This window comes from Arthrobacter sp. 18067 (assembly GCF_902706295.1).
Classification (GTDB): domain Bacteria; phylum Actinomycetota; class Actinomycetes; order Actinomycetales; family Micrococcaceae; genus Arthrobacter.
Genome location: NZ_CACSJJ010000034.1, coordinates 13,371 through 28,441, shown reverse-complemented (window position 1 = coordinate 28,441; position 15,071 = coordinate 13,371). Strand labels below are relative to the sequence as shown.

Genomic DNA, 15,071 nt, shown 5'->3' with positions numbered 1-15,071 from the left:
AGTTTGGGGGCCACGGGGCGCGGGGGAGTGTGGTCGGTGAAGCAGTGGGAGGCGGCTTCGGCTCCCACACGCTTGGCGATGAGGCGCCGCACTTCGAGGATCCGTTCCCAGCCGGACTCGCGGACCCTGATGGTGTCGCCGATAATCACGCTTTGCGAAGCCTTGACCGGGTTTCCGTTGACGCGGATGTGCCCGGCGCGGCAGGCGGCCGTGGCGGCGGAACGGGTCTTGTACGCGCGGATCGCCCACAGCCAGGCGTCGACTCGGACGTTTGCTGGGGATGAAGACGGGATACTCATGATTGGGAAGAGTCTAACCGGGCCTCGCAAGACCTGCGAGAACGCCGGAAAGCAGCGCGGCAGATCACCCAAAACACACCTACCGCACCGTCACCTCAACCCGCTGCGCCATGTTGTTCCCGATGCCTTGGTAATTCCACACTTGGTCGGTGGGCTGCAGTGCGCCCGAGGTATCCATCGCCCGGCAGCGCAGCACATGCTCGCCCGGACCGGCGACCCACACCATGGACCACGACCGCCACGCGAAATCACCCAGCGGCGGATCCACATGTGCAGGCATCCATTCGCCGTCGATCCCCACTTCCACGCGCTCCACGTCGCCGTGACCGGACCAAGCGCGGCCGTGCAGCATAACGGGACCGGCCTCAACGATGCGGCGACGGGTGAAGAAATCAGGAATCCCGGGAGGAATCATCAGGGAGCGAACACGGATGTGCGTCACGGGCAGGCCTGGCCCGTCGGGACCTTGAAGATAGTGGTACGCGACCGCCTGTTGGAACCCCATGAACCGCGACGTTACGGCTTCAATCGACGTCAGCCACTTCACGCTCGCCATGCCGTACCAACCCGGCACCAGCAGCCGAAGGGGAAATCCGTGCTGGATCGGCAGGGGATTCCCGTTCATGGCGTAGACCAGCATGACTTCAGGATGCATTGCCTCAGCGACGGTCAGGCTGCGGGCGTACGGCTCTTCGACGCCGCCTTGGATACCGTTGTCGGCACCGGTAAAGACAAGTTCGACGGCGTCACTCGTCAAGCCAGCTTCCTCCAGTAGGGGCGCCAAGGGAGTTCCGGTCCACTCGGCCGTGCCCACCGCACCCAGGACCCAAGGCTGGCTGAGCGGTCGCGGTGCCAGAAGGGACCTTCCGTTGCCGGCGCACTCCATGGTCACAGGCATGGTGACGGCGGGTCTGGCCTTGATGTCCTCGAGACTCAGATCAAGACCGTGTTCAACAGCGCCGCCCAGCCGCAACCTCCATGTCTCAGCGGAAACGTGCGGAATGTCGAAATGGATGAGTAAGTAATGAAGGCCGGCCGGAGTGATGTCGTCGTGCAAGGCTTCCAGCGGCATGGAATGGTTCCGCCCGGAAAGTTGCAGTTCTTCGTGGGTCAGGGGACCTTCGGTCGGCTGTCCGGGGGTGGCGGCTTTCGCTGCTCTTTGCTTTACATGGTGTTTGGACATGGGACGGCGGCGTTCTACTGGAAGCTAAACGCTGCGGAGTGCCGCAGCACTTAGGACAAGGATCACGCCACGGGCGAACCTGCGTCAATAGCACGTTGTGAGGCCTGCTCTGCGCTCCAACGGAAGCACACAAGGCGCAAACCGGGCCTCACAACGGAAGGCGTCTACCGGCGTCGTAATTCCGGGTACTCAAGGTGGGGTGCCACAGTGCCGGCGTCGCGCTCAAGGAAGTTCACGGCCGGTGCCACGATGTCGTCTATTTCGTCGAGGATGGCCTCGCTCAGCACTACGTCTGCGGCCTTCAGGTAGTCAGTCAGGTGGTCTTCGGTGCGTGGCCCGATGACCACGCTGGTCACAGCCGGGTGGTTCAAGGCGAAGCCCACAGCCAGCTGAATGAGGGTCAACCCGTGGCGGGCCGCCAGCTGTGACAAGGCGTCGACCGCGTGCAGTTTGCCCTGGTTGAAGGGCGCGTTGACATCGAAACGGCCCGGAACGGCAGCCGATCGAGAGCTTTCAGGCTGGCCAACGCCAACGCGGTACCCGCCAGCCAGCCACCCGCCGTCGAGCGGTCCATAACTCAGAACCCCGACGCCGTACTGCTGGGTGATGGGGAAAACGTCGCGTTCGTTGGCGCGCACCAGAAGGGAATAAGGAACCTGGTCGACAACCGGCGGGGTGAGGTGGTTGGTATTGGCGATCCACTGCGCCTCGACAAGTTGGGCGGGACTGAACACTGACGTGCCGTAGTACAGGATCTTGCCCTGCCGGATGAGATCGTTCAGGGCAGTGATGGTCTCAAGAAGATCGGTGTTGTAGTCCGGACGATGCGCCTGGTAGAGGTCGATCCGGTCCGTGTTCAGGCGCCGCAAGCTGTCCTCCACAGCCCGGACGATCCACCGGCGGGAGTTGCCGGCGTGCGCCGGGTTGGAACCCATTTGGCCATGGAACTTGGTGGCGAGGAAAACGTCATCGCGCCGGCTGTGGATAGCCTGGCCGACCACGGTCTCGGCCTCGCCTTGGGAGTAGATGTCCGCGGTGTCCACGCTGGTGATACCGGCGTCGAGCGCTGCTTTGATGATGCGGATGCTCTCGGCGGGCCCCGTGGGTGCGGCGCCGGTGCCGAAGTTAAGGGTGCCCAGCGTGAGGGGGCTGATCAGGGCGCCAGTGCGTCCAAGCGTTCGTAGCTCGTTGAGGCTCATGTCGGCTTCCTGTGGTGGGACAGTGCTGGGGGTCCAGGCCCGAGTCGGTGGCCGTGGATGTTCAATCGAGGCTACACACGGCCGCCGGAGGCATGAACGCAAGCGGTAGAACTTCTTCGTTTTTCGTCTTGCGAAGTAATGGAAGAGGCCTTACTTCGCGACATTTCTTGACACGCGGCAACACAAATGTCTTCCGGATCAACAAATATTGCCGTTCCCGAATGCAGGTGAATTATGGAAAGGAACTCAGGCAACGCACGAAGGGGACAGCGGAATGACACAGACCACAGTGGAAGAAACGGCGGCCATCAAGGCTGCATTTGCGCAGTTCCCGTCCGGAGTCGCAGCGTTCAGCGCGATGGTGGATTTCACGCCGGAAGCCCTGGTGGCATCGTCCTTCACAGTGGGCGTTTCGCTGGAACCGCCGTTGGTGATGTTCGCCGTGCAGAACTCCTCCACCACCTGGCCGAAGCTCCGCCAGGCCCAACGATTGGGTGTCTCGGTGCTCGCCGAGGGCCAGGAAGAAGCCGCACTCCAGCTGGCCTCCAAAACGAGGGACCGGTTCGCGGGATTGGATACCAGCGTCAGTGATTCAGGCGCGGTCCTGATCGACGGCGCCGTGCTGGGCTTTGAATGCGAAGTTGTCTCGGAGACGCCAGCAGGGGACCACGCGATCGTGGTTTTGGAGGTCAAAGCGACCACCATCAACCTCGAATCCAAGCCGCTTATCTACCACGGCGCGTCGTTCCGACAGTTGGCCGCGTAGCCGTTCCCGCAAAGCCCCGGCGGAACCTCTGGCCACCCAGAGGCTCCGTACCTAGAGTTGTTTTATGGAGAGCAAACGTCGGCCTGTCGCTTGGAATTTGGCCGTGACCTTGCCGCTGGTAGCTGGCGTTTTGGTCGCAGCAATGGTGTTCATAACCTCGCGGTTTCAACTGGCGGACGGCGGTCCCGGAGTCCTCTTGGTGACTGTTCCCGTGCCGGCCGTCATCATCTTCCTTGCCGCTGTAACAGCAGCCTTCCTGGCTGGCTCATTCCGCGTTGGGCTCATGACCGGATCCTTCGCCTTCTTGTCCAGCACTGTTGCCCTGTTGGCTGTGCTCGCAGCTGAGGGAGCAGTCTGGATGGACCGCCACGGTGTGTTCATGCTCGACGGCGATCCACCCCGTGGGCCAGTAAACGCCGCCGATATCATGGTGAACATTTTCACGACGGGGATGTGGATAGGTCATGTGATTGTGTGGCTGCCCGGACTCGTCCTCGGCGCTGCGATGGGCGCTTGGGTTGCTGACAGGTGGGCGCTCCAGGGGAAGGCCCGACCACGCACCGCCCAGAAGCCCGCCTAGGAGTTGCGGCTGGCGCTGCTGAGGGACCCTTTACGGATCGGGCTCGGAGACTTCCCATTCTTGGAAGAGTTCGGGCCCGCTTTCCTTGCGTCGTTGCCTTGGGCCGGGCTCTTGGCATCAGCCGGCTTGGCGGGATCGCCGTCAGGCTTCTTGGCCGGGGCGTCCGGCCGTTTCGGTCCGGGCGTTTTGCCGTTGGAGGACGGGGTGGGCTCGTCAAGGTCGCGGACTGTCACCTTGATGGCGGGCGGCTGCTCGGACTTTGCGCGGGCGGCTGCCCGCTCGTCTGCCTTGGCAACGGCGTCAGCCCAGTCCTTGGAGAGCACGGGCGGTTCCTTGGTCGCTGCCACAACGATCGGATGATGCGCGGTCTGGTGTCCAACCACTGACTTGACCTCTGCCGGTTTGGGCAGGTTTCGGGGGTCAACCTTGGACTTCCAGGCGCCTTCCTTGAGTGCGGCCGCCGTACCCGAGAGCCGCCGTCGAACATCTCCAAGGAGGTCCCGCTTGGGTGCCGCAGGTGCGGCGGCTGTGGCAGGTTCTTGAGCCGGGTCCTTGACGGGTTTTGCCGCGGGCGCAGCGGGTTTTGCCGTGGGTGTGGCTGGCACGGCAGCGGCCCGGGCCGGTGCTGAAGGCGGTGCGACAGTTGCCGCAGCCTGCACCTGTGCGGTGGATCCCGTTTCGAGGTAGGCGAGGTCGTCCAGCGGAGAATCGACAGACTCGACGCCGCCCGTTACCGGGACTGGAACGCGAGCGGGACGCGGGGGCAACTGGACGATGGGAGTGGTGTCCTTCTTGGGGAAAATCCCCACCATCGCCAGGAGAACAATCGACAGCAGCCGCCCAACTCCGGCTACCACCAGAGTGATGATGATGATCAACCCGAGACCCAGGAACATCAGGACGGCGAGCCCCAGTGTTCCCAAATACGTCAGGTTGATGGCGAGTGTTGTCGGATCCTCCACGTAGCCTCCCCTGGCTGTCGTTTTGTGATGCGCGCATTGCCCACCCAGCTTGCGTATCTAGCCTAAGGTCCAGCACCGACGGAATCACGCCCCGCCCCCTACTCTGGCGGGGTTGTTTCAAAGCTGTTATATGCCGTGGGAAAATATGTTGCCCAGCTCTCATTTACAGCCTCAGATTGGGACCTCGTGACCCCTGAACTTGCCCGACTCCGCAACGGCATGTGCCCCTGCCTCTCCGGGGAGCAGTACGACGATTGCTGCGCACGCTTCCACCGCGGCGACGCCGACGCACCCACTGCAGAGCAACTGATGCGCTCCCGGTATTCGGCCTTCGTTGTCCTGGACCCCGACTACCTCCTGCGCACATGGCACGCCTCGACCCGGCCGAAATCCATGGAACTCGATCCGGGCATGGAGTGGCGCAGACTGGACATTGTTTCCACAAGCAACGGCGGACCTTTGGACACGACAGGCATCGTGGAATTCGCCGCACACTACAGGCTCGACGGCGAACGCGGCGTCCAGCGCGAACTCAGCCGTTTTGTGCGGGAGGGCAAACGCTGGTTTTACGTGGACGGGGACGTTCGCTAGCGCGTCACCGATACTTGCGGTGCAGGTTTTCCTTGGTTGATGCGCCCGGGGCAGCATCGCCGATCCACGGCCCGGTTCCCTCGGACTGATCCAGGACCCCGGCCTCCAACCACGCGTAGTCGCCTGTGAGGACCTTGCGCGAAAGGTCGTGATCGACGTCGTCCGTGTTTCTCCACAGTTGGTCGAAGTATTCGTCCACCCGCACGCGCGCCTGCTCGCAGAATGCTTCGGCCAGCTCAAAGGCTGCAGCACCCTGCTCCGGGTGCTTGCGGAGCAGCATTTCGGCCCTCGAGCAGCAGGCCGCCATGGCGAACAGCTCGGCGCCGATATCCACGATCCTGCCCAGGAACGCCTGCTTGTATTCCAGCTTCGCCTGCCACCTGCCCATGCCGTAGAAAGTCTGCCGGGCAAGCCGCCGCGAGGACCTCTCAACGAACCGCAGCTGCTTGGCCAAACGCCCGAACTCCGCGTAGGACCGGGGATCCATCCCGGCTCCGGCCACAAGCTTCGGCAGCCATTTGGCATAGAAGCCAGAGGCCCCGACGGCGGCCCTCGCCTTGTCTTGCAAGCTCGCATCCGCTGAGGCGAGGTCGCCCGCAGCGGACAGGTGGGCGTCCACTGCTTCGCGGGCGATCAGGAGTTTCATGATCTCGCTGGAACCTTCAAAGATCCGGTTGATACGGAGGTCCCGGAGCAGTTGCTCAGCTGGGACGGCACGTTCGCCGCGGGCTTCAAGGGACTCTGCGGTTTCGAACCCACGGCCTCCACGGATCTGGACAAGCTCATCGGCGATCCGGCAGCTCAACTCCGTAGACCACAACTTGGCCAGTGCAGCTTCGATGCGAACGTCCTTCTGGCCTGCGTCGGCCATCTCTGCAGGCAGTTCAAACACGGCCTCCAGCGCAAAAGTGGTGGCGGCGATGAACGCGATCTTCTTTCCCACGGCCTCGTGCTTGCCGACCGGTCGACCCCATTGGGTCCGGGCGTTGGACCATTCGCGGGAAATCTTCAGGCTCCACTTCCCAGCGGCAACGCAGAGACCGGGAATGGAAAGCCGGCCCGTATTAAGTGTGGTGAGGGCGATCTTGAGTCCCTGGCCTTCGCGGCCGAGCCGGTTGGCGGCAGGGACCCGGACCTGATGAAAGCGGGTCACGCCATTCTCGATCCCGCGAAGGCCCATGAAGGCGTTGCGGTTCTCGACGGTGATACCGGGGGAGTCCATCTCCACCACGAACGCGGAGATCCCGCCCTTGTGCTCGGTCCCGTCGGGATCGGTATGTGAAGGAACCCGGGCCATCACCACCACGAGTTCGGCGATCACACCGTTGGTGGTCCAAAGTTTCACGCCGTCCAAAAGGTACGAGCCGCCGTCGTCGGACAAGACGGCAGTGGCGCCCATCCGCGCTGGGTCGCTGCCGACGTCGGGCTCTGTCAGGAGGAAGGCGGTGATGGCGCCGGCGGCGCAACGCGGCAGGTATTCCTGTTTCTGTTCGGGCGTGCCGAATTCCTTAACGGGCTCCGGGACGCCGATGGACTGGTGTGCGGAGATGAGGGCGCCGAGGCTTGGGTGCACCGACCCCAGCAGGGCAAGCGCACGGCCGTAATAGACCAGGGACAAGCCCAGCCCGCCGTATTCGCGCGGGATCTTCATGCCGAAGACGCCAAGGTCCGCGAGCCCTTTGAGGTACTCGTCCGGAATCCTGGCGTCTTTTTCAATGGTGCGGCCGGACATGGTCTTGGCATACGGGAGCAGCCGGGCCATGAACTCCTCGCCCCGCTCCACATCGTCCGCCCGTGCTTGTGGCCATGGGTGGATCAGGCTGAGGTCGAAGCTGCCCAGGTAGAGGCCCTTGGCGAAACTGGGCCGGTTCCATTCGGTTTCGCGCGCGGCTTCTGCGACGGCGCGGGCTTCCTCTGCGGTGGCGTTGACGCTTGCTGCGGCGAGACTGTTGTCAGTGGCGGACGTCATGGGGTAACTCCTCTAGCCGGTTGTGCCGGATGGAGCCAGGGTCCGCCTCGGGTGGGAACCCTTCAGCTGTCCCTCAATGCTACCCGCGGGTAGCTACCCGTGCCAGTGGAAACCTGCGGCTGGAATTCGGCCGGAATTTCCACTTGTCCTGCGTGGTGAACCAGGCGTTCCCACGCAAAATTAATGCCATGGACAAGGCCGCCGAGGACGCCCTTTGCGGCGTACCAAGCCATGCCCATGGCTCCAATAAGAATGATTGTTGCCATTGCTGCTGCTGCGATGAATGCCACCAAAAGTGCAGCGAAGACCAGCGTTCCAATAACTACGTATGTGCCTGTTTCCAGCGCAGTGAAATCGAAATCCATGGTTCCCCCCGGAGCGACGGTGCGTGGGTCGGCGCGGCGTGGCTGCGTCGATGATCTGACACTAGGGGTGGGGTCGCCTTCCGACCAGAGTGAAAACGCGTCGCGACCCCGTTGATATGGGATCGAAACCATACCGTGCGGTAGGTTACGAAATGGTTGCGGTGGGGAGGTTCTGACGCACTGCGTTAACCTTGTACGGGGCAGTTTCCGCTGCCAGCCAGGTTCGCAGCAGCTGAAGGAGAGTAGTTGTCCCGTTCAGCCATGTCCTCCGCCGACGCCATTGGCGCCAGGCTTCGTGACCTCGAACAACTGACCAAGGGCCCCGCATGGGCCCTGACGCGTTCGGCGCCGTGGGTAATCGCAGTGCTTCAAGCATCCTTCACCCGCACCCGGCCCCAGCTTCCCCTTGAGGAGTTCCATGCCGACGTCGACGCCTTCCTTGAGCAGCTCCGCCGCCAGGACCCCACGCTGGGCGGCCAGCAAAACGGCAAGCTGTTCGGCGATGAATGGACGCGCAAGCAGTTCCTGACCCGTCGCAACCAGTCCGGCCAAATCGTCTACGAAGTCACAGAACCGGCAGCGCGCGTGCTCGCATTCCTGGACAGCCTGTCCAGCGAACGCTCCACGCTCAATGGGTCGCGGCTCGGCACACTTCTGGGCGATGTGGAGAAGCTCGCCAACGAGACCAACCCGGACCAGAGTGCGCGACTGGAGGCCCTCGAAGAGGAAATCCACGAACGCCAGCAGTTGGTGGAGGACATCAGCTCCGGCGAGTTCGACGGTCTCCTGGACGACGAGGAAGCTGTTGAAGCGGCCGGTAACATCCTGGATCTTGCCGCCAGCCTGCCCGCGGACTACAAAAAGATGCGTGACCGTATCGAGGAACTGGTGGGCGAGCTCCGCAACCAGATCATCGAGGAGTCCCTGAGCAAGGGCGCCACCATGGCCCAGGTCCTGGAGGCCGACAAGCGGCTGCGCCAAAGCCCCGAAGGACGAACCTTCCGCTCCTTCACTGCGTTCCTGGAGGATCCGCAGCAGCAGTTGCGCTTCCGCTCGGCGATCGGTGAAGTCCTGAGCCGGCAATTCGCGGATGACCTCACCCACGAGGACCGCGAGACGCTGAAAAACCTGGTGGCCGAACTGCGCACACAGCACAGCCAGATCCAGCGTATTTACGGGAAGCTCTCCGAGAGCCTGAACACCTACATCCAGAGCGACGACGTCCGGCAGTCCGTCAGCCTCCGCAAGGTGCTGGCCGAGGCCGAGCAGGCGATCCGCTCTTTGCCGTACGAACGCGACCGTCCCGGACTGGTCCGCGGTCCCGTCCTGTTCAACGCCGGGTTCGAGTCATTGGCCATGGTCAAACTCTTCGATCCCGACGAATTCGCCACACCTCCGCGCCTCGCGGACCCTATCGCGTTCAGCGACTCCGACCGGGTGCGCTCCGCCCGCACCGGCAAAGCCAAACCCGCTGTTGTGCGGGCTGCCATGGCCGGCGCAGGCACCTTGGGCGCGGCATGGGACAACCTGCCCGCCGAGGAACGGCATATCAACACCGTGCGCACCTTGCTGTCCATGGCACTGCAGGGCGGCGCTGCCTTCGACCGGGCCGCCTGGGAACACATCGACTTCGAACAAATCGACGGCAGCATCCGCACGGCGTACCTGCCTGTCGTCTCGCTGAATGAGGATTCTGATGACTGAGGAAATCACGACGACGGACGTCGCCGAAGCGGATGAGGTCACCGAAGAGGTGGCTGAGACCGCCGCGGCTGAGCCCGCTGAACCGGTGGCAGAGCCCGCTGCTGAAATCACTCACGCGGATCCCTTCCGGGTCACGCCGCGGGACTCCTTCGTGGACGGCGCTGCACTGTTCCCCGGTGACACCGGCGTGCTCCCCATGAAGGTGCGGCATGCACTGGTGAAGCTCCTGAAAGGCCCGTACATTGACGGTGGCCGGGACGAGAAACTGTGGACCACGCTCCTGGACAACCAGCTGATCCTCCGCAGCCGACTCTCTGAGCTGTTCCTCACCCTCCAGCTCGACCACGACCGCAAGATCGCAGTCCTCCGCCCCGTCGATCCCGAAATCATCGGCGCAAGCTCCCGGTCCAGCATCCTCCGGCAGCAGCGTGCCCTGAGCCGCGTTGAAACGATCGTCCTGCTCCGCCTGCGCCTGCTGCTGGACCGCCACGTCACAGCCCAAACGGACCCGACGATCACCCGCGAGGAAATCTCGGACCTGGTGGCGAACTACACTCCGGCCGGCCAACAGGATGCACTGCGCGACTCCGACGTGGTCACCCGCACCATCACCAAGCTCCTTGCCCGCCAACTCCTCCTCCCCACCCCGCTGGATGACAGCTACACCATCAGCAACGCCCTCCCACTGGCCCTGCCCTTCGAAAACATCGGTGACATCCCAGCCCAAATAGAGGCCCTGATAGCAGTAGCCGCCGACGAATCAGGAACAGAACCCCTCCTGGACCTCGACTCCGATTCCAACCAACCCACGGCCTCAGGTGACGACCTGGACGAGGACCCTGAAGGTGACGGGTCCGCTGAGATGAGCACCGACGTCGTGGATTCTTCGCAAGAGACCAATGCTGCCGATGACGTCGGGAACGGCACCAGCGGCGATGCCGGAGACATGCGGCAGCATGCGTCTAAGGGAGGCACGACCGAGCATGCAGAGCATGTCCCCGGTACCGCTGCGGATGCAAACAACGCTGAAGGGACACAGAAGTGACCATCGCAAGCATGCTCCCGCTCGGCGAGCTCACCAACCCGGGCCAGATGCGTTTGGCACTCGTTCAGGTGGTCAACTGGGGCACCTTCCACGGAGCCCACACCATGCACGTGGACCGCAAGGGCACTCTGCTGACGGGCAACTCAGGCGTCGGCAAGTCCACCCTCTTTGATGCGATGCTCCGTGTTTTCGATGCCCGTCCGCGCTCGAACGAGGCTGCTGCCCAGCGTTCCGGGGGCGCTGTGGAGGACAAGAGGACCACGTTCACTTACATGCGCGGCAAGGTGGGTGATAAGGCGGTAGGCGATAGCTCGGCGAGTGCCTTCCAGCGCCCGGGTGCCACCTGGTCCGCCGTCGCGCTGACGTTTGATAACGCTGCCGGCACGAAGGTGACGGTGTCGGCACTGTTCGATTTGCCGAAGAACGGCACGGAGTCGAGCGTCGGGCGTTTCTATGTGATCGACAGCAAACCGTTGGATCTTGAGGCCATTGAGGGGATCGCGCAGAAGCGGTTTACCAAGGGCGCGCTGGAGTCGATCTTCCCGGATGGTCAGGTTTTCGACGTCCACAAGGCGTTTGCCGAGCGCTTCCGCCGGCTGCTGGGGATCAATTCCGACCAGGCGCTGCCGCTGCTTCGCGTGATCCAGGCCGGTAAAGGCCTGGGCGGCAGCGTGAACACGTTCTTCCGCGACCAGGTGCTTGATGCTCCGGCCACGCTGGCTGCCGCTGATGATGTGGTGGAAGAGTTCAGCAACCTGATGTCGATTCGTCAACGGCTTGAGGACGTGCGGCAGCAGCGCGACCAATTGGCTCCGGTTCCCGGGTTGAACAAGGAGTATGCGCAGGCATTGCTGGACGCGAACCGCCTCCGCGAGTTGGCCGGCGAGGAGTTCGAGGCATACAAGCAGCAGCTCGCGGTCACGGTCCATGCCAAGACGCTGGCGCGGTTCAAGGAGTTGGCCCAGTCCAAGGCCCAGGAACTCGCCGCTGAGCGCACGGTACGGGACGCCTTGGCCAAGGACCTCCGCGACCTTGAACTGGATTACAACAACCGCGGCGGCAACGCCATTTCGGCGATTGAGCAGTCGTTGGAGAACGCCAAAGTTGGCCTGAAGCTGCGCCAGCAGGTGGAGGATTCGGCGAGGAAGGCGCTGGCCGATGCCGGGCTGAACCTCGAGTGGTCCGCCGAAGGGTGGGACCAGGCGCATGAGCAGGCGGCGGCCCGATCGGCCGAGCTGAAGGACGATTCGGAGGCCCTGAAGGAGCTTCGTTTCGAGGCGTTCGACGGCCACGCGACCAAGAAGCGTGAACTCGCAGCGGCCCAGCAGGAGTTGCTGTCTTTGCGGTCGCGCAAGTCCCTGTTGCCGCCGTCGAGCATTGAAAACCGGGCCGCCATCGCGGCGGCCACCGGCGTTCCGGAAGAGAGGATGCCCTTTGGCGGCGAGCTCATAGACCTCGCCGAGGGGCACGACCAGTGGCGTCCGGCTGCCGAACGCGCACTCCGCAACCTTGCCACCACCTTGCTGGTTCCGGGCGAGCACTTTGCCGCTGTGACGCGCTACCTCAATGACAACAGCGTCCGTGGCGCCCTCCGCGCCGTTGATGTGTCCAAGCCGCTCGCCGGTGGCGCGCTGGCTGTGGAGGACGTGTCCGACGGCGACCTCTTGACTAAGTTGAGCATCCTCACCTCCGGTTCCAATGCAGACGCCGGGGAGTGGATCCGCGAGCGAATCGCCGTTGACTTCGCGTACCCGTGCGTCGAGGACCCGGATGAGCTCGCCGGGATGGACAAGGGCCTGAGCCTGGGCGGCGTGGTCAAGCGCAATCGGCACACCGTGGAGAAGGACGACCGTTTTACGAGCCGCCAGGATTACGTCCTCGGTTTCGACAACGCTTCCAAGCTGGAACTTGTGGCAGCCCGGGTGGGCGAGCTGGAAAACGAGCTTGCAAAGGCCGCGGAACTTGCCCAGAGTCGCGAGGATTCGCACCAAGGCATGGCCCGGCAGCTCGAAGCGCTCCGTCGCGTCGCTGAGGACGAGCGCCCATGGGAGCAAGTTTCCGCAGCGGTCGCCGCGGACGAACTGGCACGGATCGAACAGCGACTTACGGACGCTTTGGCCGCACAGGCGGACCTTGAGCCGTTGCGTGCCAACATCGAATCCGTGCGCGAAAAGCACCAGTCCTCCACAGGCACGGCCGCCGTGCTGCAGAGCGAATACAAAGCGCTCGACCACAAGATGACCACGGCTGACGGCCTGCTCGATGCCGCGAGGCTGAAACTGGAGCAAGCACCGCCGTCGGGCTCCACCGTGGCGGCGCTGGAGCCCTACTTCACCGGCGTTGGCGAGGTCTCCGAGCTGTACGAACTCGACAACCTCGCCAACAGTGTCCGCAACAAGCTGCTCGACGAACTGCATGCTGCGGAGTCGCGTGGCCAGGCTACTGCCGAACGGTTGACCCGCATGTTCGAGGCCTTCGTTCGCGACTGGGGCAGCGCCATCAGCGCCGACCACGGCACGTCGATTGCCGCCGCGGGGGATTTCGAATCCCGGTACCACGCAATCGTCAGCGACGGACTGCCTGCGCAGGAGGCCGAGTTCCGGCTGTTCTTCAACCAGCGCACGCACGAGTCCTTCAGCACGCTTTTGCACTTGCTCGATGAGGAGCGGCGCAGCATCACCAGCCGCATCCTGCCCCTCAACGGGATCCTGTCCGAGGTGAATTTCCACGAGGGCAGCTTCCTGGAATTGGACATCAAGCAGACGCTCCCGGCCACCGCCAAGCAGTTCAAGGATGCGATCCAGAACGCCCTGAAGGCCAAGCACACGCGTCCGTCCCGCGGCACTGCTGCTTCACCCACGGAAATCGACGACGACGCCGAACTCACCGCGCGCTATAAGTCGCTTGAAACCCTGGTCAAGCGTCTTGGCTCCCAGACCCCGGAGGATCGTCGCTGGCGGGCCGAGGTGCTGGACGTTCGTGGGCACCTGTTCATCCAGTGCAAGGAGCACCGCGAGGTTGCTTCGAAGTCGGGCAAAACAGGCGCCGGCAAAGCGGCAAAGAGGAAGACCGAAGTCTTCATGCATGCCGACACCGGATCGATGTCCGGCGGTGAGCGCCAGCGTTTCACGGCGTTCATCATGGCCGCCGCCCTGAGCTACCAGTTGGGGATTGCCGAGCAGGGCTTCACGACGTACGGCACCGTGATGATGGACGAAGCGTTCGTGTTGGCTTCAGAGGAATTCGCCGGCGCCGGGATCAAGGCTCTTCACGAGTTCGGCTTCCAGCTCCTGCTGGCTGCTCCGGAAAACGTGATCGATTTGTCCAGGCACCTCGGATCCGTCACGGAAATCCTGCGGGACAAGCGCACCAACCGTTCGGGCGTACTCACGGCACCGGTGATCGCCGGACCGGGCGAGCCCGGCGCGTGGCGGTCCGAAGCGAACCCGGTGGACATCGTCCTGCGGTAGGCGCGCTTCGCGTCGTCGCCAGCCCAAGTAGGTAGCAGATGATGCCGTTCTGACCGTTTTAAACGGCACCTGCTGCTACCTACTTGGGGTCGCCGGGAGTTACTTAGCCCGGACGCGGTCCAGGAACTGTCCAGTTCTGGACTCCAGCCCACCGATCTGTCGAACCACGACGGCGGTCGGGTCCGGGTTGATCTCGTTGACGGGCGGTTCCTTGCGCACGTTGGTGCTGCAGCCGAAATCGGCGCAGATCAGTGTTCCCACGGTGTTCCCGTCCTTGCCGGATTGCCCGGCTTTCTTGGCGACCCATAGGTAAACGTCGTCCTTGGAGAAAACGTCGCGGCACAGTTCGCAGAGGACTACGCGCCTCTTCCCGGAACCACCCTCAGGAGCGCGGAGAAGGATTCCGGTGAGCTTGCCCCGGTGTTGAACCACGAGGTAGCCGCGCTGGGGCATCTTCTCGTCGCGCCAACCGAGGAATTCGAGGCTGTCCCAGTTGAGGGTGTCGAAGTTGCGCGGAAGGTTAACCTTGGCGGCCTCGGAGCGGCTGGCGTTGACGAAGGACGAACGGATCTGTTGGGCAGTGATTTTCTGCATGGCAAAGCTTCTTTCGGAAATGGTCGACGTCCGCGGGGCCACAGTAGGAGCGCGCGGAATGGCAGAAGGCGTCGGTCATCTGACGAGCGGCAGGGCATAGCGACAAGCCCCTTTGAATCAGGGTGCCTGAAGTGCCTAGAAAGATGCCGACGTGTGGGGGAGCGCCAAGCAGGCCGAAATGGCCACCTCGCCAACCGTGGCCGCGGCAACTGAAACAGCGCGCATGCTCAACCCCTCGTCGTATTCCTTGGAAGCGGTAGTCCGCTGCCGCTATCTTCCCAAAATTGCGGGGATGCTGTCCACCGGCAGGTGAGAGAGCGTCGGCCGAAAGGGGTTGGAAGGTG

Annotated in this window: 13 protein-coding genes and 1 pseudogene; 7 read left to right on the top strand and 7 right to left on the bottom strand. The window is 63.4% G+C overall.

Annotated elements, in window-relative coordinates:
* From GVL04_RS23220 to GVL04_RS23210, 3 genes are all read right to left on the bottom strand, one after another.
* The coding region (locus tag GVL04_RS23220; RefSeq protein WP_159708940.1) for an RNA-binding S4 domain-containing protein at positions 1-299 on the bottom strand (299 nt) is incomplete at its 3' end.
* 79 nt (positions 300-378) lie between these two features.
* Positions 379-1,482 carry a sulfite oxidase gene (locus tag GVL04_RS23215; protein WP_159708938.1) on the bottom strand — a complete coding sequence of 368 codons (1,104 nt, stop codon included), beginning with the start codon at positions 1,480-1,482 and terminating at the stop codon, positions 379-381.
* A gap of 164 nt (positions 1,483-1,646) precedes the next feature.
* A complete protein-coding gene (locus GVL04_RS23210) occupies positions 1,647-2,681 on the bottom strand; it encodes an aldo/keto reductase (protein WP_159708936.1) in 1,035 nt (344 codons plus the stop codon).
* 274 nt (positions 2,682-2,955) lie between these two features.
* Here GVL04_RS23210 and GVL04_RS23205 point away from each other — a divergent pair, with 274 nt between their 5' ends.
* Both GVL04_RS23205 and GVL04_RS23200 read left to right on the top strand, forming a co-directional pair.
* The gene (locus tag GVL04_RS23205) at positions 2,956-3,447 is read left to right on the top strand and encodes a flavin reductase family protein (protein WP_159708934.1); all 492 of its coding nucleotides are present in this window, start codon (positions 2,956-2,958) and stop codon (positions 3,445-3,447) included.
* 103 nt (positions 3,448-3,550) lie between these two features.
* Positions 3,551-4,027 carry a hypothetical protein gene (locus tag GVL04_RS23200; protein ID WP_159708932.1) on the top strand — a complete coding sequence of 159 codons (477 nt, stop codon included), beginning with the start codon at positions 3,551-3,553 and terminating at the stop codon, positions 4,025-4,027.
* On the opposite strand, the gene GVL04_RS23195 is transcribed toward GVL04_RS23200, so the two are convergent.
* On the bottom strand, positions 4,024-4,989 hold the full coding sequence (locus GVL04_RS23195; protein ID WP_159708930.1) for a hypothetical protein: 966 nt from the start codon (positions 4,987-4,989) through the stop codon (positions 4,024-4,026). The genes GVL04_RS23200 and GVL04_RS23195 overlap by 4 nt on opposite strands.
* A 186-nt stretch (positions 4,990-5,175) precedes the next feature.
* On the opposite strand from GVL04_RS23195, the gene GVL04_RS23190 reads away from it, so the two are divergent.
* The gene (locus GVL04_RS23190) at positions 5,176-5,580 is read left to right on the top strand and encodes a YchJ family protein (protein ID WP_369122340.1); all 405 of its coding nucleotides are present in this window, start codon (positions 5,176-5,178) and stop codon (positions 5,578-5,580) included.
* Positions 5,581-5,584: 4 nt separating this feature from the next.
* Here the strand turns inward: GVL04_RS23190 and GVL04_RS23185 are convergent, their stop codons facing one another.
* Together GVL04_RS23185 and GVL04_RS23180 are read right to left on the bottom strand one after the other, a co-directional pair.
* Complete coding sequence (locus GVL04_RS23185) at positions 5,585-7,549, bottom strand: acyl-CoA dehydrogenase family protein (protein WP_159708926.1); 1,965 nt, start codon at positions 7,547-7,549, stop codon at positions 5,585-5,587.
* Between the two features lie 62 nt (positions 7,550-7,611).
* The gene (locus tag GVL04_RS23180; RefSeq protein ID WP_159708924.1) at positions 7,612-7,914 is read right to left on the bottom strand and encodes a hypothetical protein; all 303 of its coding nucleotides are present in this window, start codon (positions 7,912-7,914) and stop codon (positions 7,612-7,614) included.
* 246 nt (positions 7,915-8,160) lie between these two features.
* Here GVL04_RS23180 and GVL04_RS23175 point away from each other — a divergent pair, with 246 nt between their 5' ends.
* From GVL04_RS23175 to GVL04_RS23165, 3 genes and pseudogenes are all read left to right on the top strand, one after another.
* On the top strand, positions 8,161-9,618 hold the full coding sequence (locus GVL04_RS23175) for a DUF3375 family protein (protein ID WP_159708922.1): 1,458 nt from the start codon (positions 8,161-8,163) through the stop codon (positions 9,616-9,618).
* A pseudogene (locus GVL04_RS23170) lies at positions 9,611-10,414 on the top strand (DUF4194 domain-containing protein); the annotation flags it as partial. The gene GVL04_RS23175 and the pseudogene GVL04_RS23170, both read left to right, overlap by 8 nt.
* Before the next feature lie 245 nt (positions 10,415-10,659).
* The gene (locus GVL04_RS23165) at positions 10,660-14,133 is read left to right on the top strand and encodes an ATP-binding protein (protein WP_159708920.1); all 3,474 of its coding nucleotides are present in this window, start codon (positions 10,660-10,662) and stop codon (positions 14,131-14,133) included.
* Positions 14,134-14,232: 99 nt separating this feature from the next.
* On the opposite strand, the gene GVL04_RS23160 is transcribed toward GVL04_RS23165, so the two are convergent.
* On the bottom strand, positions 14,233-14,727 hold the full coding sequence (locus GVL04_RS23160; RefSeq protein ID WP_159708919.1) for an FBP domain-containing protein: 495 nt from the start codon (positions 14,725-14,727) through the stop codon (positions 14,233-14,235).
* A gap of 178 nt (positions 14,728-14,905) precedes the next feature.
* Between GVL04_RS23160 and GVL04_RS24875 the strand changes: the two genes are divergently transcribed.
* The gene (locus tag GVL04_RS24875) at positions 14,906-15,040 is read left to right on the top strand and encodes a hypothetical protein (protein WP_268825404.1); all 135 of its coding nucleotides are present in this window, start codon (positions 14,906-14,908) and stop codon (positions 15,038-15,040) included.
* Positions 15,041-15,071 lie beyond the last annotated feature (31 nt).